General features: G+C 72.8%; 20 protein-coding genes. 15 read left to right on the top strand and 5 right to left on the bottom strand.

The features are described from left to right. Positions 1 to 19 precede the first annotated feature (19 nt). Positions 20 to 346, bottom strand: coding sequence for an MGMT family protein (locus QUG92_RS04985; RefSeq protein ID WP_182045434.1), 327 nt, complete (start codon positions 344 to 346; stop codon positions 20 to 22). An 8-nt stretch (positions 347 to 354) separates the two neighbouring features. Continuing rightward, positions 355 to 810, bottom strand: a complete 456-nt coding sequence (locus QUG92_RS04980; protein ID WP_182045435.1) for a GNAT family N-acetyltransferase — start codon at positions 808 to 810, stop codon at positions 355 to 357. 98 nt (positions 811 to 908) lie between these two features. On the opposite strand from QUG92_RS04980, the gene QUG92_RS04975 reads away from it, so the two are divergent. Both QUG92_RS04975 and QUG92_RS04970 read left to right on the top strand, forming a co-directional pair. Continuing rightward, positions 909 to 2,177, top strand: a complete 1,269-nt coding sequence (locus tag QUG92_RS04975; RefSeq protein ID WP_182045436.1) for an ROK family transcriptional regulator — start codon at positions 909 to 911, stop codon at positions 2,175 to 2,177. A gap of 91 nt (positions 2,178 to 2,268) precedes the next feature. Next, entirely contained in the window at positions 2,269 to 3,309 is a 1,041-nt protein-coding gene (locus QUG92_RS04970) for a hypothetical protein (RefSeq protein WP_289457930.1), read from the top strand. Positions 3,310 to 3,326: 17 nt separating this feature from the next. Here QUG92_RS04970 and QUG92_RS04965 read toward each other — a convergent pair whose 3' ends face one another. Next, a complete protein-coding gene (locus QUG92_RS04965) occupies positions 3,327 to 3,755 on the bottom strand; it encodes a hypothetical protein (RefSeq protein ID WP_141718953.1) in 429 nt (142 codons plus the stop codon). 292 nt (positions 3,756 to 4,047) lie between these two features. Here QUG92_RS04965 and QUG92_RS04960 point away from each other — a divergent pair, with 292 nt between their 5' ends. From QUG92_RS04960 to QUG92_RS04925, 8 genes are all read left to right on the top strand, one after another. Further along, the gene (locus QUG92_RS04960; RefSeq protein WP_289457929.1) at positions 4,048 to 6,459 is read left to right on the top strand and encodes a lamin tail domain-containing protein; all 2,412 of its coding nucleotides are present in this window, start codon (positions 4,048 to 4,050) and stop codon (positions 6,457 to 6,459) included. A 325-nt stretch (positions 6,460 to 6,784) separates the two neighbouring features. Then, positions 6,785 to 8,146, top strand: a complete 1,362-nt coding sequence (locus QUG92_RS04955) for an extracellular solute-binding protein (protein ID WP_289457928.1) — start codon at positions 6,785 to 6,787, stop codon at positions 8,144 to 8,146. Positions 8,147 to 8,253: 107 nt separating this feature from the next. Next, positions 8,254 to 9,204: a carbohydrate ABC transporter permease gene (locus tag QUG92_RS04950; RefSeq protein ID WP_182045440.1), complete on the top strand. Its 951-nt coding sequence runs from the start codon at positions 8,254 to 8,256 to the stop codon at positions 9,202 to 9,204. A 71-nt stretch (positions 9,205 to 9,275) separates the two neighbouring features. Next, on the top strand, positions 9,276 to 10,106 hold the full coding sequence (locus QUG92_RS04945; protein ID WP_182045455.1) for a carbohydrate ABC transporter permease: 831 nt from the start codon (positions 9,276 to 9,278) through the stop codon (positions 10,104 to 10,106). Positions 10,107 to 10,179: 73 nt separating this feature from the next. Beyond that, on the top strand, positions 10,180 to 13,302 hold the full coding sequence (locus tag QUG92_RS04940) for an alpha-mannosidase (protein WP_289457927.1): 3,123 nt from the start codon (positions 10,180 to 10,182) through the stop codon (positions 13,300 to 13,302). A 388-nt stretch (positions 13,303 to 13,690) separates the two neighbouring features. Beyond that, a complete protein-coding gene (locus QUG92_RS04935) occupies positions 13,691 to 14,647 on the top strand; it encodes a hypothetical protein (RefSeq protein ID WP_289457926.1) in 957 nt (318 codons plus the stop codon). A 40-nt stretch (positions 14,648 to 14,687) separates the two neighbouring features. Further along, positions 14,688 to 15,428 (top strand): histidine phosphatase family protein, encoded by a 741-nt coding sequence (locus QUG92_RS04930; RefSeq protein WP_289457925.1) that lies wholly within the window; start codon positions 14,688 to 14,690, stop codon positions 15,426 to 15,428. After that, on the top strand, positions 15,418 to 16,296 hold the full coding sequence (locus tag QUG92_RS04925; protein WP_289457924.1) for an NAD(P)H-hydrate dehydratase: 879 nt from the start codon (positions 15,418 to 15,420) through the stop codon (positions 16,294 to 16,296). Before QUG92_RS04930 ends, QUG92_RS04925 begins: the two co-directional genes overlap by 11 nt. Before the next feature lie 21 nt (positions 16,297 to 16,317). Here QUG92_RS04925 and QUG92_RS04920 read toward each other — a convergent pair whose 3' ends face one another. Continuing rightward, positions 16,318 to 16,755, bottom strand: a complete 438-nt coding sequence (locus QUG92_RS04920; RefSeq protein ID WP_289457923.1) for a YdeI/OmpD-associated family protein — start codon at positions 16,753 to 16,755, stop codon at positions 16,318 to 16,320. 222 nt (positions 16,756 to 16,977) lie between these two features. Here QUG92_RS04920 and QUG92_RS04915 point away from each other — a divergent pair, with 222 nt between their 5' ends. The 4 genes from QUG92_RS04915 to QUG92_RS04900 all read left to right on the top strand — a co-directional run bounded on the left by QUG92_RS04915 (position 16,978) and on the right by QUG92_RS04900 (position 21,098). Continuing rightward, positions 16,978 to 18,126, top strand: a complete 1,149-nt coding sequence (locus QUG92_RS04915) for an ABC transporter substrate-binding protein (protein ID WP_289457922.1) — start codon at positions 16,978 to 16,980, stop codon at positions 18,124 to 18,126. Positions 18,127 to 18,340: 214 nt separating this feature from the next. Beyond that, positions 18,341 to 19,174, top strand: a complete 834-nt coding sequence (locus QUG92_RS04910) for an ABC transporter permease (RefSeq protein WP_289458379.1) — start codon at positions 18,341 to 18,343, stop codon at positions 19,172 to 19,174. Then, complete coding sequence (locus QUG92_RS04905; protein WP_289457921.1) at positions 19,171 to 20,031, top strand: ABC transporter permease; 861 nt, start codon at positions 19,171 to 19,173, stop codon at positions 20,029 to 20,031. Before QUG92_RS04910 ends, QUG92_RS04905 begins: the two co-directional genes overlap by 4 nt. Continuing rightward, entirely contained in the window at positions 20,028 to 21,098 is a 1,071-nt protein-coding gene (locus QUG92_RS04900; protein ID WP_289457920.1) for an ABC transporter ATP-binding protein, read from the top strand. The genes QUG92_RS04905 and QUG92_RS04900 overlap by 4 nt, the downstream gene beginning before the upstream one ends. Positions 21,099 to 21,185: 87 nt before the next feature. Here QUG92_RS04900 and QUG92_RS04895 read toward each other — a convergent pair whose 3' ends face one another. Then, the gene (locus tag QUG92_RS04895; protein WP_182046121.1) at positions 21,186 to 21,665 is read right to left on the bottom strand and encodes an NUDIX hydrolase; all 480 of its coding nucleotides are present in this window, start codon (positions 21,663 to 21,665) and stop codon (positions 21,186 to 21,188) included. A 58-nt stretch (positions 21,666 to 21,723) separates the two neighbouring features. Here QUG92_RS04895 and nagB point away from each other — a divergent pair, with 58 nt between their 5' ends. Further along, the gene (gene nagB / locus QUG92_RS04890) at positions 21,724 to 22,509 is read left to right on the top strand and encodes a glucosamine-6-phosphate deaminase (RefSeq protein ID WP_069713265.1); all 786 of its coding nucleotides are present in this window, start codon (positions 21,724 to 21,726) and stop codon (positions 22,507 to 22,509) included. Positions 22,510 to 22,514: the final 5 nt, after the last annotated feature.

The raw sequence follows: 22,514 nt of genomic DNA, 5'->3' as shown, positions 1-22,514 counted from the left end.
CGTGCCCTGCGCGAGCAGGTCAGAACGGATCTTCGGCGTCCGTGGCGGGTGACCAGCGCGCACGACCCATGTCGATCCTCCAGGCCGACGGACCGTGCACGAGCGGCGTCCCCTCGACGCGGTAGTGCTCGAGCGCGCGTGCCTCGTGCCGGAGCGGCGGCAGCCCGCCGGACCGCACCACGCGCCACCAGGGCAGGTCGGCACCCTCGTGCGCCATCACCTTGCCGACCGCGCGCGAGGCACGGGACCCGAGCGCTGCGGCGACGTCGCCGTAGGTCATGACGCAGCCCGGCGGGATGAGCCGGACGACCTCGGCGACGGCTGCGCCGAAGTCCGGCTCCGTCACCCGGGCGGTTACAGAGCGAGCACGGCGAAGTGGTCGCCGTACTGGGTGTCGCGCACGGTCTCGAAGCCGAGGGCGCGGAAGAACGCCTCGGGGCCACCGTTGCCGCCGGGCTCGTAGACCACGGTCAGGCGCTCGAAGCCACGGCTCCGGGCCTCGTCCGCCAGGCCGTGCACGGCGAACCGGCCGACGCCCCTGCCCTGCGCGTCGGCGGCCACGTTGACGCGCCAGATGGCGCTGCGCAGCTCTTCTTCGCGGTTCTCCTCGTCGAAGGTGCCGATGATCATGCCGACCACGCGGTCGCCGTCGAGCACGACGCGGGTCCACGCCGAGCTCGGCTTCACGTCGGACTCCGCGACGCCGTACGTCGTCGGTTGCACGAACTGCTCCTGCCCGGGCTTGAGCGTCAGGGAGTTCGCCGCGGCGGCGGTCGACGCGGAGAGGGCTTCGAGGCGGAGGTCCGTCATGCCGCTCAGGCTAGCGGTGCACCCCGTCGGGGTGCCAGGACGCAGCAGGGTCCGTTGCAGCAACGTTGCACGCCCGTCCGCGGCGGTAGGGTCGCGACATGGCGGAGCATCGGCGTGGGGCGAACCTGCCCTCGATCGGCGGCTTCAACCGCACCGTCGTCCTCGACGCAGTCCGTCGCTCGCCGGACGGGCTGAGCCGCGTCGAGCTCGCCGCCCGCACGGGCCTGAGCGCGCAGACGGTGTCCAACGTCACGCGGTTCCTCATCGAGGCGGGCATGATCGCCGAGTCCGGCACGGTCGTCGCTGGACGGGGCAAGCCCCGGACGATCCTGCGGCTCGAGGCCACCAGCCGCTACGCCGTCGGGGTGCACGTCGACCCGGCCGTGGTGACGTACGTGCTCCTCGACCTGGCGGGCCGGGTGGTCGCCGAGACCACGACGTCGACGCCGTCGGCGGACGACCCCACCGAGGTCGTCCGCACGATCGCCACCGCCATCGCCGGTCTCGTGGCGGACGCCGGGGTGGCGGTGGAGAGCGTCCTCGGGGTCGGCATCGCGAGCCCGGGACCGATCGACGTGGACGCGGGCGTCGTGCTCGACCCGCCGTTCCTGCCGCGCTGGCGGGACGTCCCGCTCCGCGACGCGCTCGCCGAGGCCACCGGCTTCCCGGTGCTCCTCGAGAAGGACGTCACGGCCGCGGTCGTCGGGGAGATGTTCCTGGCGGGGGAGTCGTCGGCGCGGAACTTCGCGTTCGTGTACTTCGGCACGGGCTTCGGCGTGGGGCTCGTCGTCGATCACGAACCCGTGCGCGGCGTGGGGTCGAACGCGGGCGACGCCGGGCACATCATGGTCGACCAGGGTGCGCTGGCGGGCACACCGGACGGTGCCGGCAGCCGGGGCGAGGTCGGGGGGACCGTCGCGCCCGACCGGCTCGTGCAGGTGGCGCGGGCCCGCGGGCTGCGGCTCGGCGACGACGAAACCGGCCTCGGCCCCGGCGAGCCGGACGGCATCGCCGCGGTGCAGCGGGCGTGGGACGCCCTCGGCGCCGCGATCGAGGCCGGCGACGAGGTCGCGGTGGGACTCGCGGCCGAGGCCGGCGCCGTGATGGGACGGGCCGTGGTCGTCATCGTCAACCTGCTCGACATCGACCGGGTCGTCTTCGGCGGGCCCCTCTGGTCACGCATCGCGCCGGTCGCGCTGCCCGCGGCCCGTGCGGCGGTGGTCGCGTCACCGCTGCTCGTGCCGAAGCACCCGGTCGCGGTGGTCGACAGCGGTCGCGGCGCGGACGTGACGGCGGTCGGCGCGGCCTGCCTGGTGCTCGACGCCGCGCTCTCCCCCCGAGCGAGCGCCCTGCTCATCCGGCGCTGACGGCCCGGATGGTCGGGCCCCCGTTCGCGGTGCTGCGCCGCCACGGCCCGTCTCGCTAGGGTTCGGGGACACGCACGCGACGGAGGGCCGCATGACGATCACGGACGACCCGACCGGGACGATCGACCCACGCTGGGCCCGGGTCCGCCCGATGGTCTTCCGGACGATCATCGGCGCCGTGGTCGCGGCCGGACTGGTGGGCATCGTCGCGGTGCTCCTCGGGGACTTCGGCCGGGTCGCGGTGCAGCTCCTGCTGACGGTGGTCGTGGTCGTCGTCTTCGCGCTGCTGTCCTGGTACGACGCCGACGTGTCCTCGCGGCGGTCCGGCACGTTCGCGTTCGCGAGCATCGTCGTGTCGATGTACCTGCTCGTGACCGGCCTCTTCAAGGTCTGGGTCGTGCCGACCGACCCGTACGGGGGCGACGGGATCTGGCTCGTCGGCGAGCACTTCTGGCAGTGGCTCGGGATCGTGTTCGTCGCACGGTTCGCCCTGCTGCACGTGCACCTGCTGCTCGTCATCCACCGCCGCTACCCGACCCCGCTGCTGCAGCTCGTGGCGAAGGTGACCGTCGGCGTCATCGCGCTGCTCGCCCTGCTGCTCTCGGTGCCGCTGCTGGCCCCGGACGCCGACCTCGCCAGCGGGTACTGGCGGCTCGTGTGGGTGGTCGTCATCCTCGACCTGCTCGGCACCGTCGTCGTGCCGCTGAGCAACGCGCTGTTCCGGCCGCGGCACCACGGCGGCCCGGGTGCCGGTGCGTCCGTTGACGCCCCCTCGGTGGCGTGGCGGAGCCAGCTGGCGGCAGCCACGCCGGTCGCCGGCGGCTGGACGGGCACGCCCGTCCCGGCTGCTCCCGCCGTCCCGGCTGCTCCCGCCGTCTCCGCGGCTCCGGCCGTCCCCGCGGGCCCCGCGGTCGCCGCGGCTCCGGCCGTCTCAGTGGATCCCACCGCGCCGGCGGCCGACGGACGACGGACACACGACGAGGCCGCGACGGTCTGCGGCAGCGACGGCCTGCTCTACGAGCGTCGGCCGGACGGGGCCCGGGCACTCGCGTGGCCGCGCTACGTCGACGGAACACCGCTGCCGGCGGCACCCGACGGTTCGCCCGACTTCGGCGGCGTCGCCCGCCCCTGACCCGGGGCAGTCGCCCCTCAGACCTCGCCGAGCACCTTCCGCCAGGCGGCGGTCAGCGTGGCGTACTCGTCGTCGGACAGCAGGTCGCGCACCCCGGTCGCGAGCACCGCCGACCGGACGGCCTCCTCGGCGCCGGCCCGGTCACGCAGGTGCGCGTCCGAGTGCTTCACCGCACGCCCGGCCTCCTGCGCCGCCTCGATTTCGTCGACACGGCCGGCTGCGCCCGCCGCCTCGAGCGCGTGCTGCCACGCGGCGAGGAGGTCGGCGTTCGTCACCATCCGGCCGTCCGCCCCGCCCTGGATCGCGAGCGACGCGCTCGGTTCCGGCACGACGATGCCCTCGTCCGCCTTCCAGGTCACGTCGAGCGCCTCGGCCTCGTCAGCGGTGATCCGCCCGGCCCGGTCGATCATCGACTGCACTGCGGCCTGGCTGTTCTCGTTCGACACGATGTCCTCTCCGACCGGACGCGCGCCTCGCGTGGTCCCCACCATCCTCCCGACGGCTGCTGGGAGGAGACGGGAACCACCGCCGGACGGGAGGCGCGGTGCGGCGCCGGCACGCGCCTCCCGTCCGCCACGCGCCTCCTGTCCGCCACGCGCCTCCTGTCGACGCGCGCTTCCTGTCGACCGGTCGGCGACCGCTCCCGCGACACCCGTCGTTCACCGGGCGGTCACCGCACGGACGCCCGGGTCCTGAACAGTCGTGCAGGTCTCCCCCCGAACCCGAGAAGGACTCTGCATGCGCACACCCGCCCTGCGGGTCGGCGCCGGCATCGCGACGGGCCTCGCCCTCGCCGCCGGCGTCCTGACCGCCAGCCCCGCCCTCGCTGCCGTCGGCGACGACGACCCCACCGTCGGCGCCCGCGTCACGAGCGGCCCCGCGACCGGCCTCGCGATCAACGAGGTCGAGTCGAACGGCGACGACAACGACTGGGTCGAGCTCGTCAACACCTCGTCGGCGCCGATCGACCTGAGCGGCTGGCGCTTCCTCGACTCCGACTCGACGCACACGGCGTACACGCTGCCGGCCGGCTCGACCATCGCCGCGGGCGGGTACCTCGTCGTCGACGAGGAGACCACGACCCGGACGGGCTTCGGCTTCGGGCTCGGCGGTTCCGACGCCGTGCGGCTCTACGACACGAGCGGCACGCTGACCCTCCGGTACGCGTGGACCTCGCACGCGGTCGTCACGTACGGCAGCTGCCCGGACGGCTCCGGCACGCTCGTCGACACCACCGCGTCGACGAAGGGCGCCCCGAACGACTGCTCCTCGCCCGTGCGGATCAACGAGGTCGAGTCGCAGGACGGCACCCCGGGGGACTGGGTCGAGCTGACGAACGTGGGGACGACCACGGTCGACCTCGGCGGGTACGTGCTGCGGGACAGCGAGGACGACCACGCCTGGACGATCCCGGCCGGCACCACGGTCGCAGCGGGCGGCTTCACCGTGCTCGACGAGGCGCAGTTCGGCTTCGGGCTCGGCAAGGCCGACAGCGTGCGGCTCTCCGACCCCCGCGGGGTCCGGGTCGACGCGTACTCCTGGACCGCCCACGCGGCGACGACGTACGGGCGCAACCCCGACGGCACGGGCGAGTTCGCCGAGACGGCCGAGCCGACCAAGGGTGCGGCGAACCGCTTCGCCGGCGTCGTGACCGCCGAGGCGTGGCCGGGCGGACCGGACGAGACGGTGCTCGACGCCGAGGGCACCTTCACCGGTGACCTCAGCGGACTCGACTGGACGACCTCGTCGACCTCGCGCGACGGGCAGCTCTGGGCGGTGCAGAACGGCGACGGCCTGCTGTACCACCTCGCGCCGGACGGCGAGGGCGGCTGGGCGCCGACGAACGCCGCCGGCACCGACCTGCGCTACGCGGACGGCACCGGGACCCCCGACGCCGAGGGCGTCACCGTGACCGCGGACGACCCCGGTGCCGTCTACGTGTCGACCGAGCGCGACAACGACGTGTCGAAGGTGAGCCGCCCCGCGGTCCTGCGCTTCGCCACCACCGCCGGGGCGGAGTCCACGCTGCGGGCGACCGACGAGTGGAACCTCGCCGCGGACTTCCCCGGGCTCGGTGCCAACGCCGGACTCGAGGGTGTCACCTGGGTGCCGGACGCCTGGCTGACCGAGCGCGGCTTCGTCGACCAGCACACCGGTGCGGCCTACGCCCCGGCGTCCTACCCCGGGCACGGTGACGGACTCTTCTTCGTCGGTGTCGAGGGCACCGCGAGCGTGTACGCCTACGCCCTGATGGACGACGGGTCGTTCCAGCGCGTCGCGACGATCAGCACCCCGTTCTCGCTGGTGGCCGAGGTGCAGTTCGACCCGACGCTCGACGCCCTCTGGGTGGTCTGCGACGAGGCGTGCTCCGGTCGCACGGCGCTCTTCGACGTGCAGGACGGCGCCTTCGCCCTCGCGTCGCTGTACGAGGCGCCGGCGAACGCCGACCGGACGCTCGCGAACGAGGGCTTCGCGATCTCGGGCCGCTGCGTCGACGGTGCGCGGGCGACCTTCTACGCCGACGACAACGACACGAACGGCGCCTCGCTCCGCACCGGGACCCACCCGTGCGACGCGACGACCGAGCCGGGTGACGGCGACGGCGGCACGCCCGCTCCGGGCGACGGCAGCACGCCCGCCCCGGGTGACGGCAGCACGCCCGCCCCGACGCCCGGGACCGGTGGGTCCGCACCGACCCCGACCCCGTCCGTGCCCTCCACCACGACCGCTCCGGTCGCTCCGACCGAGGCCCTGGCCGACGCGAACCGCGGCTCGGTCTCGGCACCGCACACCGTGCGCGCGGGGTCCTCGGTGACGATCACCGTCGGCACGCGGTACGCCGGGCAGCCGGTGGCCGTCTGGCTGTTCTCGGACGCCCGACTGCTCGGCACCCCGACGGTCGCGGCGGACGGTACGGTCACGGTCCTCGTCCCCGCCGACGTGTCGGCCGGTGCCCACCGCCTGGTGGTGGCCGCGCTCGACGGCACCGTGCTCGGGTGGACCGAGGTCACGGTCGACCCCGCGACCGGCGAGCTCGCGTTCACGGGTGCCGACCTGGCGGGAGGCATCGCCGCGGCGCTCCTGCTCGTGACGGCCGGTGCCGGTGTCCTCGTGGTGCGTCGGCGCCGTGCGGGAGCCGCGCGCGCCTGACGCCGAGCGTCCCACGACGCCCCCGCTGCCCTCCCGGCAGCGGGGGCGTCGTGCGTGCGCCACCCGTTCCTTCCCACAACGGGTGCGATGGGGAGCGGTTCCGGGCGTACCTGGTCGTTCCGTCACGGCAGGTACGCCCGTTCCGGCCAGGTACGCCCGTTCCGACCAGGTGGGCGCCCCGCCCCGGGCACGAGGGGCGCGCTCCCGAGCTCGGCACCGTTGCGGAGCCGTGACCGAAAGCTCTTGACACGAATAAGTCCACACGCTGTACTAATCCTGCGCGCGGGTGACGGAGCCCGCGGACATCCCGTGCAAAGGAGCACCGATGAAACGCCGCACCCGAATCATCGCCGGTCTCGCAGCCGTGGCAGTCGCCGCGGTCGGACTGGCGGGTTGTTCCAGCTCGGGGTCCGCCTCGAGCAACACGATCAAGATCGCGTACCAGAAGTTCGGTGCCTTCCAGCAGCTCGATGCGCAGATGAAGGAGGTCAAGACCGCGTACGAGAAGGCGAACCCGGGCAAGACCGTCACCCTCGTCCCGATCCAGGCGCAGGGCAACGACTACTACACGAAGCTCGCGCTCATGAACAAGGCGCCCGCGACGGCCCCCGACGTCATGTACGAGGACACCTTCCTCATCAAGTCCGACGCCGAGGCCGGCTACCTTCTGCCCCTCGACAAGTACACGGACAAGTGGGACGAGTGGGACCAGTTCTACGACAACGCGAAGCAGGCCGGCCAGGGCGACGACGGCAAGATCTACGGCGTCTCGATGGGTACCGACACCCGGGCCCTCTGGTACAACAAGGACATCTTCAAGAAGGTCGGCTTGCCCGTCCCGTGGGAGCCGAAGACCTGGGACGACGTGCTCGCCGCCGCGAAGACCATCAAGGAGAAGGACGCGGGCGTCATCCCGTTCAACATCTACTCCGGCAAGGCGCAGGGCGAGGCCTCGACCATGCAGGGCTTCGAGATGCTCCTGTACGGCGCGGACGGCGACGGCAACACCCTCTACAAGGACAAGAAGTGGGTCGTCGGCTCGAAGCAGTTCGAGGACTCCCTCAAGTTCGTGAAGGACGTCTACCAGGGCGGCCTCGGCCCGACACCGCAGCAGGCGCTCGACACGAACGTCGGCACGACGATCGCGCAGACGTGGCTGCCCGAGGGCAAGCTCGCCATCGACCTCGACGGCTCGTGGCAGTCCGGCACGTGGCTCGAGTCCGGCACCGCTCCGTGGAAGGAGTGGAACGACGTCATGGGTCAGGCAGCGTTCCCGACGCAGAACGGCCAGGAGCCGGGCTACAACTCGATGTCCGGCGGCTGGACGCTCGCGGTCGGCTCGAAGTCGAAGAACCCGCAGGCGGCGTTCGACTTCATCACGACCTTCCTCGACAAGGACGGCTCGCTGAAGTACGACACCGAGAACAGCCAGATCGCCGTCCGCAAGGACGTCGCCGAGGACACCGCGTACACGGACGCCAACCCGACGTTCAAGTTCTTCTCCGGCCTGGTGGAGCACACGAACTTCCGCCCGGCGACGAGTGACTACGCGCAGGTCTCGAACGCGATCCAGGTCGCGATGGAGTCCGTCATGACCGGGCAGCAGACGCCCGCCGAGGCCGCGAAGGACTACGACCAGGCGGTCGAACAGGTCGTCGGCAAGGACAACACCGTCGACGCCGGTTAGCGGCGCGACCACCTGACGGACGGGAGGCGCGACTCACGTCGTGCACCGCGCCTCCCGTCCGTCCCTCCCCACCTTCGGAACCCCTCCGCACCCGGAAGGCATCCAGCGTGTCCACAACACCCCTCGCGCCGACACTGTCGGCGCCCGGTGCGCCGAAGCGCACCGAGCCACCCGTGCCGCGCAAGCGGCGACCGCTCCGGAACGCGACGCGGGTCGTCCCGCTCCTGCCCGCGGTGGTCCTCCTCGTCGTCTTCCTGCTCGGCCCCGTCATCTCGTCGTTCTACGGGTCGTTCACCGACTCGGCCCTGACCGGCGTCGGCGCCGCTGACCAGCAGTTCGTCGGCTTCCGCAACTACGTCGAGCTCTTCCAGGACAAGGACTTCCCGAAGTCCGTCGTCCTGACGATCGTGTTCCTCCTCGCCTCGGCGGTGGTGGGACAGAACGTGCTCGGCCTCGGGCTCGCGCTCCTCATGCGCAGCGCGAACCGGGTCGTCCGCGCGATCGTCGGCACCTTCGTCGTCGCCGCCTGGGTGCTGCCGGAGATCGTCGCCTCGTTCGCCGCCTACGCGTTCTTCAACGACACCGGCACGCTCAACACCTTCCTGGCGTCCATCGGGATCACCGGGGCGAACTGGCTCTACACGTACCCGATGCTCGCCGTGATCCTGGCGAACATCTGGCGCGGGACCGCCTTCTCGATGCTCGTCTACTCGGCCGCCGTGTCCGAGGTCCCCGAGGAGATCACCGAGTCCGCCGAGGTCGACGGCGCCACCGGGTGGCAGCGGCTCGTCTACATCACGCTGCCGGTCATCCGCCGCTCGATCTCGACGAACCTCATGCTCACGACGCTGCAGACGCTGTCGGTCTTCACCCTCATCTTCGTGATGACGGGCGGCGGCCCCGGCACGAACTCGTCGACCCTGCCGATCCTGGCGTACCAGGAGGCGTTCAAGTTCTCGCAGCTCGGCTTCGGGACCGCGATCGCGACGATCCTGCTGATCGTCGGCGCGGTGTTCTCGATCATCTACATCCGCGCGCTCAAGCCCGAGGTGGACTGACCATGGCCCTCACCGCCGACCGTCCCATCGCGAACGTCACCCGCTCGGTGACCGCGCCCGGCGCACTGCACATGACCTCCCCGCGCGGACGGACCATGCGCTGGGTGTCGAACGTCGTCCTGCTGGTCATCGCCCTCTGCTTCGCGGTGCCCCTGCTCTGGCTCGTGCTGGCGTCGGTGGACACCCAGGCGTCGCTGTCGGTGAAGCTGCCGACGCAGTTCACGCTCGACAACTTCACGCAGGTGCTCACCCCGGAGCTGTCGTTCATCCCGCTCGCGAACAGCCTGCTGCTCTCCGGCGGCACCGCGGTCGTCACCGTGGTGTTCGCGCTGCTCGCCGCGTACCCGCTGTCCCGCTACAAGATGCGCGTCAACAAGCCGTTCCTGTACAGCATCCTGTTCGGCACCGGGCTGCCGATCACGGCGATGATGGTGCCCGTCTACGCGCTGTTCGTGTCGCTCAACCTGATCGACAACGTGTGGGGCTGCATCTTCTTCCTCGCCGCGACGAGCCTGCCGATGGCGATCTGGATGGCGAAGAACTTCATGGACTCGGTGCCGATCTCCCTCGAGGAGGCGGCGTGGACCGACGGCGCCTCGATGTTCACCACGCTGACGCGGATCGTCGTGCCGCTCATGCGCCCCGGCATCGCGGTCGTGTTCATCTTCGTGTTCATCCAGGCCTGGGGGAACTTCTTCGTCCCGTTCGTCCTGCTGCTCTCGCCCGACAAGGTGCCCGCCGCGGTGAGCATCTTCAACTTCTTCGGGCAGAACGGCGCGGTCGCCTACGGGCAGCTCGCCGCCTTCTCGATCGTCTACTCCGTGCCCGTGATCGCCCTCTACGTGCTCGTGTCCCGCGGCCTCGGGGGCGGCAACGCCCTCGCCGGCGGCATCAAGGGCTGACCCCACCGCTCGACGGGAGACGGTGCCGCGGTACCGCCCTGCCCGCCGACCCCTGCTGGAAAGGAACCACTCCATGCACCACGACGAACCGCTCGTCGAGGCCCGGATCGCCCGCCTCGTCCGCGACCGCATCGACCCCGCCGTGCACCGCCGCTCGGCCCCGGTCACCATCGACGCCTGGGAGGTGCCGGACGAGCCCGTCCCGTTCGCCGAGGCCGTCACCGCCGACTACACGCCGTTCACGGTCGGCAGCGCGTGGGGCGGCCGGCCGTGGGGCACCACCTGGTTCCGGGTCCGCGGCACGGTGCCCGACGACTTCGGCACCGACCCCGGCACCACCGTCGAGCTCCGCGTCGACCTCGGCTTCTCGAAGCGGCAGCCCGGCTTCCAGGCCGAGGGCCTCGCCTGGCGCACCGACGGCTCGACGATCAAGGGCATCGAGCCGCGCAACGACACCGTGCCCGTCGAGGTCGGCCCCGGCGGCTCCTTCGAGCTGTACGTCGAGGCCGCCGCGAACCCGGACATCGGTGGCGACGACTTCCAGGGCGCGACACCGCTCGGGTCCCGGACGACGGCCGGCACGGAGCCGATCTACCGGCTGCGCGCGCTCGAGCTCGTCGAGCGCGACGACACGGTGTGGGAGCTCCAGCAGGACGTCTGGGTGCTCCGCGGCCTGATGGCCGAGCTGCCGACCGACGGCACCCGCGGGGCCGACCTGCTCCGCGTGCTCGAGCGCGCCGCCGATGCCCTCGACCCCGACGACGTCGCGGGCACCGCCGCGGACGCCCGCGCCGTGCTCGCCCCGGCCCTCGCCGTGCCCGCCAGCGCCGCCGCGCACCGCGCCGTCGCCGTCGGACACGCGCACATCGACTCCGCCTGGCTCTGGCCGGTCCGCGAGACGATCCGCAAGTGCGCCCGGACGTTCTCGAACGTGCTCGACCTGATGGACCAGGACCCCGACTTCACCTTCGCGTGCTCGTCCGCGCAGCAGTACGCCTGGATCCGCGACGGCTACCCGTCGATCTGGGCCCGCATCAAGCAGCGGGTCGCCGAGGGGCGCTGGATCCCCGTCGGCGGCATGTGGGTCGAGTCGGACACCAACCTGCCCGGTGGTGAGGCCCTCGCGCGCCAGTTCGTCGCCGGGAAGCGCCTGTTCCTCGAGGAGTTCGGTGTCGACACCCCCGAGGCCTGGCTGCCCGACTCGTTCGGCTACACCGGCGCGCTGCCGCAGATCGTCCGGGCCGCCGGCTCGAAGTGGTTCGTCACGCAGAAGCCATCGTGGAACGAGACGAACGTCATCCCGCACACGTCCTTCCACTGGGAGGGCATCGACGGCTCCCGCGTCCTGACGCACCTGCCGCCGGCCGACACCTACAACTCGGACGTCTCCGCCGCCGACCTGCTCCGCGGCGAACGCGGCAACAAGGAGCGCGGCGTCGCGAACACGTCGATGCTGCTGTACGGGTTCGGCGACGGCGGCGGTGGACCCACCCGCGAGATGGTCGCGGCGGCCCGACGTCAGCACGACCTCGACGGCTCGCCGCGGGTCGACCTCGGCACCCCCGAGCAGGTGTTCGAGGAGCTCGAGCGCGTCCTGCCCGAGCCCGCGGTGTGGTCGGGGGAGATGTACCTCGAGTTCCACCGCGGCACCTACACGTCGCAGATCCGCACGAAGCAGGGCAACCGCCGATCCGAGCACCTGCTCCGCGAGGCCGAGCTCTGGGCGGCGACCGCGGCCGTGCGGCTCGGCGCCGAGTACCCGTACGACGAGCTCGAGTCGGTCTGGCACACCGTGCTGCTGCAGCAGTTCCACGACATCCTGCCGGGGTCGTCGATCGCCTGGGTCTACGAGAACGCCGAGGCCGAGTACGCCCGGGTCGCCGAGGTCCTCGAGGGACTGATCGGGTCGTCCACGACCGCACTCGCGAGCGGTGGGGCGCCGGCGCTCGCCGGGGTCGGGGCGTCGGCGACCGCGTTCGCCGGGGGAGCCGGCAGCGGGCTCGATGCGCCGCAGGGCGCGGGTGCGGTCGGGTCCGGGGGCAGCGCCGAGGTCGGGACCGTGGTGCGCTTCAACGCCTCGCCCGTCACGGCGGGCGGGGTGACCGCCCTGGGTGGTTCCGCCGCGCTGGCGGAGGAGGCCGTGCCTCCCGTCCGGAACGGCGACCGCTTCGTCTTCGACACCGGCGTCGTCACGGCGACCATCGACGCGAGCGGGCACGTCGTGTCGCTCGTCGACCACGCCTCCGGACGCGACGCCGTCGCACCGGACGCCGTCGCCGCGCAGTACACGGTCTTCCGGGACACCCCGAACCAGTGGGAGGCGTGGGACATCGACCGCGCCTACCAGCGGAACGGGACCGTCCTGGCGGCGGCCTCCGTCGAGGTGCTCGGCGATGCGCTCGTCGTGACGCGCCCCTTCGGCTCGTCGTCGGTGACCACCCGGTACTCGGCGACCGCGGGGCAGCCCGAGCTGCACATCGAGACCGAGGTCGAGTGGCACGAGCGGCAGAAGCTCCTCAAGCTCGCCTTCCCGCTCGACGTGCGGGCGTCGGTGGCGTCGAGCGAGATCCAGTTCGGGCACATCGACCGGCCGACGCACCAGAACACCTCGTGGGACATGGCCCGCTTCGAGACCGCAGCGCACCGCTGGGTGCACGTCGCGGAGCCGGGGTTCGGCGTCGCGGTCGCGAACGACTCCACGTACGGGCACGACATCACGCGCTCGACGCGTGCGGACGGCGGGACGACGACGCTCGTGCGTGAGTCACTGCTGCGCGCGCCGACGTTCCCGGACCCGCACGCCGACCAGGGGCACCACGTGTTCCGGACGGTGCTGCGCGTCGGCGCCTCGGTGCTCGACGCCGCGGACTCCGGGTACCGGCTCAACCTGCCGGTGCGCTCGGTGCCGGGTTCGGCCGAGGTGTCGCCGCTGGTCGTCGTGTCCTCGCCGCAGGTGCTCGTCGAGGCCGTCAAGCTCGCCGAGGACCGCTCGGGCGACGTCGTCGTGCGGCTGTACGAGGCGTCGGGCGGTCGGGCGACGGACGTCGGGGTGTCGTTCGGGTTCGACGTCGCCGCGGTCGACGCGGTGGACCTGCTCGAGCGGCCGGTCGGCGACGGGACGTGGGCTGCCGGGGAGCCGGTCGTGCTCACGCTGCGTCCGTTCGAGATCGTCACGCTGCGGGTGCGGCGGGGCTGAGGCGGCGGCGCCGGGCCCGTGGCAGCGGGTCCGGTGCCGCCGGCCCGGAGGGGCTGCGGCGCCGGGGGAGCACGGGTGCGTTCCCTCGGCGCCGCGTTGCGTGGCGGGCGGCGGTCTGCGCCGCTCGTGGATCGCCCGTGGTGTCGTGCCCGGTCGTTCCTGATCGCTCCTGATCGCTCGCGGTGTCGTGCCCGGTCGATCCGGGCGTACCTGAGGGGAACGGGCGTACCTGGTCGAACAGGACGACCAGGTACGCCCGTTCTCACTTCCCATCGCGGCCGTCAGGGGAAGGAACGGGCGTCCTGCACAGGGCGAGCGGACGGGAGGCCCGTCCACAGTCCGCCCCGCCGGCCCCGGTCCCGCGGTGGAGACCGGGCACGCTCCCGGCATGGAACGACCACTCCCCATCCTCCGTGCGGGTCCGGCCCGCGAGGTCGGCTGCGATCCGACCACGTTGCGTCGCCGCGTCCGGTCCAGCGGCTCCGATCGGCTCGTCCGCGTCGGCCCGAACGCCTTCGTCGAAGGCGTCCGGTGGGACGGCGCGGGCCCTCGGCAGCGGTACGTCACACGCGTGTACGCACGGCTCGGACGGCTCGGGACCCCCGCCGTCGCCTCGCACGTGTCGGCCGCCGCGGTCCACGGGCTCCCGGCGTTGTCCGGGTGGAACGCCCCGGTGCACGCCACCGTGCCGGAGTCGATGTACCGCGGCCGGACACCGACCCTGGTCCTGCACACGCGTCCGGTGCCGCCGGCCGAACGGGTCGAGGCGGACGGGGTCGCGGTGACGTCCGTGCCGCGGACGGTGGTCGACATCGCGATGTCCGACGACCTCCGGACCGCGGTGGTCGTCGCCGATGCGGCCCTCCGCAGCGGCATCGGCACCGGGTGCCTCCGGGCAGCGGTCCACCACCGGTCTCGCGGGCGCCGACGCGCCGACCAGGTCATCGACCTCGCCGACGGCCGGTCCGGATCCGCAGCGGAGTCGTTCGCCCGCGTCGTCTTCCTGGAGCTCGGTCTGCCGGAGCCGGCGCTGCAGCAGGGGTTCGTGGTCGACGGCCGTCGGTACGCCGTCGACTTCTGGTTCCCCGACCAGGGCGTCGTCGTCGAGATCGACGGCCGTGCGAAGTACACGCAGGAGCGGTACCTCGCGGGCAGGAGCCCGACCGAGGTGTTCCTCGACGAGAAGCGTCGGCACGAGGGGCTGCTGACGGTCCCCGGGGTCCGGGCGGTCGTGCGACTCGAGTGGCGGGACCTGTTCGACCCGGACGCCCTGGTCCGCCGCTTCCGGGCCGCCGGCCTGCCGTGTCCGGTGCGACCGATCAGGAGCGCCCGACCGGCTGCCTGACCGGGAGCGGGCCCAGGGGCCTCGGGTTAGCGTCGCGCCCATGGCAGTCACCGAGATCTGGCTCGTCCGCCACGGGGAGTCCACCGCCAACGTCGCCGCCGCCCGTGCGGACGCCGCGGGCGCGGACGTCATCGAGGTCGACCACCGCGATGCCGACGTCCCGCTCAGCCCCCTCGGTGAGGAGCAGTCGCGGGCGCTCGGGCAGGAGCTCGCCGACCGCGGCGTCGACGACGTCCCGGTCGCGCTGTGGGTGTCGCCCTACCGTCGTGCGCAGCAGACGATCGGCATCGCGCTCGAGGCCGACGGCCTGACCGAGCCGCCGAGGCGAACCGACGAACGGCTGCGCGACCGGGAGCTCGGTGTCCTCGACCTGCTCACCCGACAGGGCGTGCGAAACCGCTACCCGGACGAGGAGCGCCGCCGACAGTGGCTCGGCAAGTACTACCACCGGCCCGCGGGCGGGGAGTCGTGGGCGGACGTCATGCTCCGGCTCCGCTCGGTGATGACCGACGTCGACCGGCTCGAGGGGACCGAGCGGCTCCTCGTCGCCGCACACGACGCGGTCGTGATGCTCGCGATGGCCGTGTGCCTCGACCTCGACGAGCACGCGCTCATGGCCTTCGCCGAGGACCACACCGTCGCGAACGCCTCGCTCACCCGGCTCCACCGCGACGGCCCCGGTGCGCCGTGGACGCTCGAGGAGTTCTCCGCCGTCGGACACCTCGACGACGACGAAGTGACCGAGCACAGCGGCCGGAAGGACGACGTCCGTGTCGAGTGATCCTGAGGCCCCGCAGCACATCACGCCGAACGTCCTGCGGGAGTGGCCGCTGCCCGAGCCCGGCGCCGGCAAGTACGGACGCGGGCAGGTGCTCGTCATCGGCGGTGCTTCGTACACGCCCGGCGCAGCCATGCTGTCCGCGCTCGCCGCGCTCCGGGTCGGTGCCGGTCGGCTCACGCTCGCGGTCGGCGCGAGCGTCGCGCACCACGTGGCCGTCGCCGTGCCGGAGTCCGGGGTGCTCCCGCTCGCCGAGGACGCGGACGGGCACGTCGCCGTCGGTGCGCTCGCCGCGGTGGCCGACACCGCCGGGTCCTCCGACGCCGTGCTCGTCGGCCCCGGGCTCGACGAGCCCGACGGCGCCCGTGACCTCGTCGCCGGCATCGCCGATGCGGTCGGTCCGGAGGCGTTCGTCGTCCTCGACGCGTTCGCGCTCGGCGTGGCCGCGGACGTCGAGGACCGCCTCGCGCCCCTGCACGGTCGGCTCGTGATGACGCCGAACAGCGGCGAGGCGGAGCGCCTCCTCGGGCGGGACTGCGGGGACGACGACGTCGCCGACGCCCGCGAGATCGCCGAGCGGTACGGCGCCGTCGTGGCGCTGTCCGACGTCATCGCCGCGCCGGACGGTCGTGCCTGGGTGAAGGGCACCGGTTCGGGCGGCCTGGGGACGAGCGGCAGCGGCGACGTGCTGTCCGGCGTGGTGGTCGGGCTGCTCGCGCGCGGTGCGGAGCCGGCTCAGGCCGTGGCGTGGGCCTCCTACGTGCACGCCGCCGCGGGGGACCGCCTGGCCGTGCAGGTCGGGCCGCTCGGCTACCTGGCCAGTGAGCTCCTCGCCGAGATCCCGCGCGTCCTGGTCGAGCTCGGCGGCTGAGGCGGGGTGGACCCACCCCGTCTACGCACGCAACGACTCCACGGCCTTGTCGACCCGGCGCTGGCGCGTCTCCGGCGCCTTCGCCGCGAGCACCGGGTCCACGAGCGCCCGCTGCCGTGAGGCCGACAGGGTCTCGTAGGCCGCCCGGACCCCGGCCTCGTCGAACGCCGCCGCCAGGTCCGACGGCAGCTCGACCGTCCGCGGCAGGGTGTCGACCTCGAGCGTGACCTCGACGGTGTCCCCGGCGGCGATGCCCGCTGCGGTGCGGTGGGCCTCGGACAGCGGCACCAGGAACTGTCCGCCCATCACCCCGACCGTCGACCGGTAGGTGTAGCCGCTGTCGATCGTGACGACCACGGCGGGGCGCTTCCCGGAGCCGAGGGCGTCGACGACCTCCTCGGGAACGGGCAGACCGGTGGCCGTCTTCCTCGCCTGCAGGACCGTCGTCGTGAACTGCACCCGTGCCTCCCGGCTGTCCGCGGTCGCGACCGCAGCGTGCGCCGCAGACGCGACCGACCATCACCGGGGACCGTCCCCGGCAGCGAAACCGTACAGCCGCACCCGCTGTTCCGCCACCGTTCACCGCCGCAGCACGACCCCGAAACCGGCCGCGTCCACGATCGTGCCGAACCCGGACCCCCCGGACACCCGAACCCCCACAGCACCCGGAAGGCACACCCCGTGCAGCACACCCGCACCCTGGCCGGCATCGCCCTGGCCGCAGCAGCAGTCGTCACCCTGGCCGGTTGCTCGGCCACGAGCTCGGCGAGCACGAGCACCGGTTCCGGCGACACCGACTGGAAGACGGCCACCAGCGCCGAGTCCGCCGGCGGCATGGACGCCCTCGTGAAGGCCGCGAAGGCCGAGGGCCAGCTCAACGTCATCGCGCTCCCGCCGACGTGGGCGAACTACGGCAAGATCATCGCCGGCTTCGAGAAGCAGTACGACATCAAGGTCAACTCCGCGAACCCGAACGGCTCGAGCGCCGACGAGGTCGCCGCCGTGAAGTCGCAGCAGGGGCAGTCCACCGCCCCCGACGTGCTCGACCTCGGCAACGCGGTCATGCAGCAGAACCTCGGCCTGCTCACCGACTACAAGGTCGCGAACTGGTCGGACATCCCGGACACGCTGAAGGACGCCGCCGGCAAGTGGACGCGTGACTACACGGGCCTGATGTCGATCGGGTACGACTCGTCGAAGATCCAGGACGCCCCGAAGGACCTGAACGACCTGCTCGGCAGCGAGTACAAGGGCAAGGTCTCGATCGCCGGCGACCCGACGCAGGCGAACCAGGCGGCGAGCGCGGTGTACCTCGCGGCGCTGGAGAACGGCGGCTCGGCGGACGACATCACGAAGGGCGTCGACTTCTTCGGCAAGCTGAAGCAGGCCGGCAACTTCCAGAACGTGCTGCCGTCGCAGGCCACGGTCGCCTCGGGCGAGACCCCGGTCGTCGTGCAGTGGTCGTACAACAACCTCGCGTGGGGCCCGGCCGCCGGTGCCTCCGGCAACGAGAACTGGAAGACCGTCGTCCCCGAGGGCCAGGCCCTCGGCTCGTACTACTCGCAGGCGATCAACAAGGACGCCCCGCACCCGGCGGCGGCGCGCCTCTGGCAGGAGTACATCGCCAGCCCGGACGCGCAGAACCTGTACCTGCAGGCCGGCGCCTTCCCGTCGACCCTCGCGGCGATGGAGCAGTCGGGCAAGGTCGACAAGGACGCGCTCGAGGCCGCCGGCGGCATGCCGAAGGACTACGTCGAGCTGACGGACGCGCAGGTCACCGAGGCCGCGAAGGTCCTGGCGGCGAAGTGGTCCGCCACCATGGGGTCCTGATCCCGTGGCCCGCGCATCGGCCCCGAGCGGCGGCAGCGCGACCGTGCCGGGGCAGGCACCCGCCCCCGCAGCGACCAGTGCTGCGGCCACCAGCGCCGCCGGCTCGGTGGCCGATGCCGGCGGCACCCCCGCCCCCGGTCCGCAGCCCGACCCCGGTCCGCAGCCCACTCCCGTCGCCGCGCACCCGCGGAACGGCCGGGGCCGCCGCGCCGGCATCGCCTGGCTCGGCCTCACCCCGTTCGCCGCCTACGTGCTGCTGTTCCTGGCCGTCCCGGCCGTGATCGCGGTCGGCAGCGGCTTCCTCACCGGCGACGGTGCGTTCACCGTCGCGAACCTCGCGGCCTTCGCCGACCCGTCCGTCCTGCGCGCCTTCGGTGGCTCGTTCGGGCTGTCGGCCGTCTCCGCCGTGATCGGCGCGGTCGTCGGTGCGCTCGTCTGCTGGGCGCTCGCAGCGCTCCGCCCGGACGGACTCGTCCGCTCGGTGATCGACGCCGCCGCGAGCGTCCTCGCGCAGTTCGGCGGTGTCATGCTCGCCTTCGCCTTCATCGCGACGATCGGGGCGCAGGGCCTGGTCACGACGTGGCTCGTGTCCACGTTCGGGATCGACCTCAACGCCGACGGCACCTTCCTCTACACGGTCCCGGGGCTCGTCATCCCCTACGTGTACTTCCAGGTCCCGCTGATGGTCCTGACGTTCATGCCCGCCCTCGAGGGCGTGCAGGCGCAGTGGGGCGAGGCCGCGGCCACCCTCGGGGCCTCGCGCGCGACGTACTGGCGGCGCATCGCCGTCCCGGTCCTCGCTCCGGCCTTCTGGGGCTCGCTGCTGCTGCTGTTCGCGAACGCGTTCTCGTCGTTCGCCACCGCCGCCGCGCTCATCTCCCAGGGCGGCATCGTCCCGCTGACGATCCGCGCGCAGCTGACCAGCGAGACGATCATCGGCCTGCAGAACGTCGCCGGGGTGCTCGCGCTCGGCATGGTCGTCGTCATGGCGGTCGTCATGGCCCTGTACTCGCTGCTCCAGCGCCGGGCCGCCCGGTGGCAGCGGTGAGCGCCGTCGTGCGTCCGGCGACCCGGCCGGGAGGCTCGGCTCGCCCCCGCCGCTTCGGCGTCGCCCCGTCGCGGGGCACCGCAGCGGTCGTGCTCACCCTGGTCGGACTCGTGTTCGCGGTCCCGCTGGTCGCCCTGGCACAGTTCACGTTCCGTCAGGGCACCGACGGTGCCCTGACCCTCGACCACTACGCCGCGATCGTCGACCCGGCGAACGCCGTCACGTACCAGCCGGTCTTCGACGGCCTCGCCGCGTCGCTGCTCATCGCCGTGATCACCGTCGGGATCGTGCTGCTCGTCCTCCTGCCGGCGCAGATCGTCACAGCACTGCGCTACCCCCGCCTGCGTCGGGTGCTCGAGTTCGTGTGCCTGGTCCCGATCACCGTGCCCGTCGTGGTGCTCGTCGTCGGGTTCATCCCCGTCTACCGGGTCGTGGCCCAGGTCTTCGGCTCCGGCGCCTGGACCCTGGCGTTCGCGATCGGCGTCGTGTCGCTGCCGTTCGCGTTCCGTCCGATCGCGGCGGCGCTGACCGCGGTGGACGTCACGGTGCTGTCCGAGGCGGCGCGGTCCCTCGGCGCCTCGTGGTGGACGGTGACGTGGCGGGTCTTGCTGCCGAACCTCCGCCGCGGCATCACCGCCGCGTGCTTCCTCACCGTGACGGTCGTCCTCGGCGAGTACACCCTCGCCTCGTTCCTCTCCCGCACCACGTTCCAGACCGCACTGCTGCTCGTGCAGTCGACCGACCCGTACGTCGCAGCGGTCTTCTCGCTCGCCGCGCTGCTGTTCGGGTTCGTCCTGCTCGTGCTGATCGGCCGGGTCGGGACCGGCCGCCGGCGCACCCCGAAGGAGTCCGCATGACCACGACCGCCCCCGCCGCCCCGGCCTCGCTCTCGACCGAGGGCGCGACCGTCGAACTCGAGGCGGTCGAGAAGCACTACGGCACGCACCGGGCACTCGCCGGGCTGTCCCTCCGCATCGAACCCGGCGAGTTCGTGTCGCTGCTCGGCCCGTCCGGCTGCGGCAAGACCACTGCGCTCCGGGCCCTCGCCGGGCTCGAGACGATCGACGGCGGCGCCATCCGCATCGATGGCGCGGACGTCGCCTCGGTCCCGGTCGACCAGCGGGACATCGGGATGGTGTTCCAGCAGTACTCGCTGTTCCCGCACATGACCGTGCGGCAGAACGTCTCCTTCGGCCTGGAGATGCGTCGGGTGCCTGCGGCCGCACGACGCGAGCGGGTCGTCGAGGCCCTCGACATGGTGCACCTCGTCGACTTCGCCGACCGGTGGCCGCACCAGCTCTCCGGCGGTCAGCAGCAGCGCGTCGCCCTCGCCCGCGCCCTCGTCACCCGGCCCCGCGTGCTCCTGCTCGACGAGCCGCTCTCCGCGCTCGACGCCAAGGTGCGCGTCTCCCTGCGCGACGAGATCCGGCGCATCCAGACCGACCTCGGCATCACCACCGTGTTCGTCACCCACGACCAGGAGGAGGCGCTCGCCGTCTCCGACCGCATCGCCGTCATGAACGCGGGCGACATCGAGCAGGTCGGTACGCCGGAGGAGCTCTACCGCCACCCGGTGTCGGCGTTCACCGCGGACTTCGTCGGCCAGTCGAACCGGCTGCGCGGGGACCTGCGCGACGGCGACGTCTTCGTGTACGGGTTCCGGGTACCGGCCCTCGACGCCGGGACCGCCGACGGCCCGGTGACCGCGTTCGTCCGGCCCGAGGACGTCGCGTTCGCCGCCGAGGGCGTCACCGGCACGGTCGTCGCGTCGAGCTTCCTCGGCTCGATCCGCCGCACGACGGTCCGACTCGACGACGACACGGTCGTGACGGTGCAGCACGAGGTCGGCGACCGCCGCACCACGGGCGACGCCGTGGCCCTGCGGCTGCTCGGCGCGCCGGTGGCGGTCGCGCCGCTCGCCTGACCGGCGACTCGGCCCGGGCCCTGCCCGTGCACCCCGCCGGCCTGGAGGCGCGTGGCGGGGCCGCCACGCGCCTCCCGTCCGCTGCGGTCAGCGCTCGAAGCGCGCCTCGCGCTCGTCGGCCAGGCCCGCCTCGACACGTGCGCGCATGTCCGCGGACATCGCGGGCAGGGCGTCGAGCCGGGCCCAGGTCGCCTCGGTGTTCTCGCCGTCCGCCGGGAACGGGTCCCCGGAGACGTACCGGCAGGCGAAGACGAGGTCGAGGTACTGCGCGCGGTCGCCGTTCGGGTACGTCATCTCGGGCAGGGTCTGCACCCACGCCAGGCGCTCGGCGACCGCGACGACGTCGGCCTCCTCGAGGACCTCGCGCTCGGCGGCCACCGCCGGTTCCTCGCCCGGGTCGACGATCCCCGTCACCGGCGTCCACGCGCCGGTGTCCGCGCGTCGGACGACGAGCAGCTCGCGCGCGGCGCCCTCGCCACGGGTGACCACGGCGGTGACCCCGGTCAACCAGAGCAGGTCGGTGCCGATCTTCTCGCGCAGGGACAGGACGAAGTCAGGGGTCGGCATGGGTCCACGCTACCGATCACCCCTGTCGCCGACTGGTCATGACCAGTAGGGTGGCCGCGTGGAGATCATCATCCTGCCGACGCCGGCCGAGGTCGGTCGTGTCGCCGCCGCCAAGATCGCCTCGGTCGTCGCCGAGAAGCCGTCCGCCGTCGTGGGACTCGCCACCGGCTCCAGCCCGCAGGGCATCTACGCAGACCTGCGCCGTCGGGTCGAGGCCGGCGAGGTCTCGTTCGCGGCCGCGCGCGGGTTCGCCCTCGACGAGTACGTCGGGATCCCGCTCGAGCACCCCGAGTCCTACGCGTCCGTGATCCAGCGCGACGTCGTGGAGCCGCTCGGCTTCGACCCGTCGCGCGTCCGCGTGCCGGACGGCCGCGCCGGCGACCTGGCGTTCGCGGCGAAGGAGTACGACGCCGCCATCCGCGCGGCCGGGGGTGTGGACGTGCAGGTCCTCGGGATCGGCGCGAACGGGCACATCGGGTTCAACGAGCCGACCTCGTCGTTCGCGTCGCGCACCCGCATCAAGACGCTCGCGCCGTCGACGCGTGAGGCGAACGCGCGCTTCTTCGACTCCCTCGACGACGTCCCGACGCACTGCATGACCCAGGGGCTCGGCACGATACTCGAGGCGCGTGAGCTCGTCCTCGTCGCGCAGGGCTCCGCGAAGGCCGACGCCGTCGCGGCTGCGGTCGAGGGCCCGCTGTCGTCCTTCGTGCCCGGCTCGGCCCTGCAGCTGCACGAGCACGCGACCGTCGTCGTCGACGAGGAGGCGGCCGCCGGCCTTCGCCTGGCCGACTACTACCGGTACACGTACGCGAACAAGCCGGAGTGGCAGCGTTTCGAGTGAACGGC

The organism is Curtobacterium citri (assembly GCF_030362955.1).
Classification (GTDB): domain Bacteria; phylum Actinomycetota; class Actinomycetes; order Actinomycetales; family Microbacteriaceae; genus Curtobacterium; species Curtobacterium citri.
The sequence above is the reverse complement of the archived record's forward strand: the minus strand, read 5'-3'. Positions and strand labels throughout refer to the sequence as shown.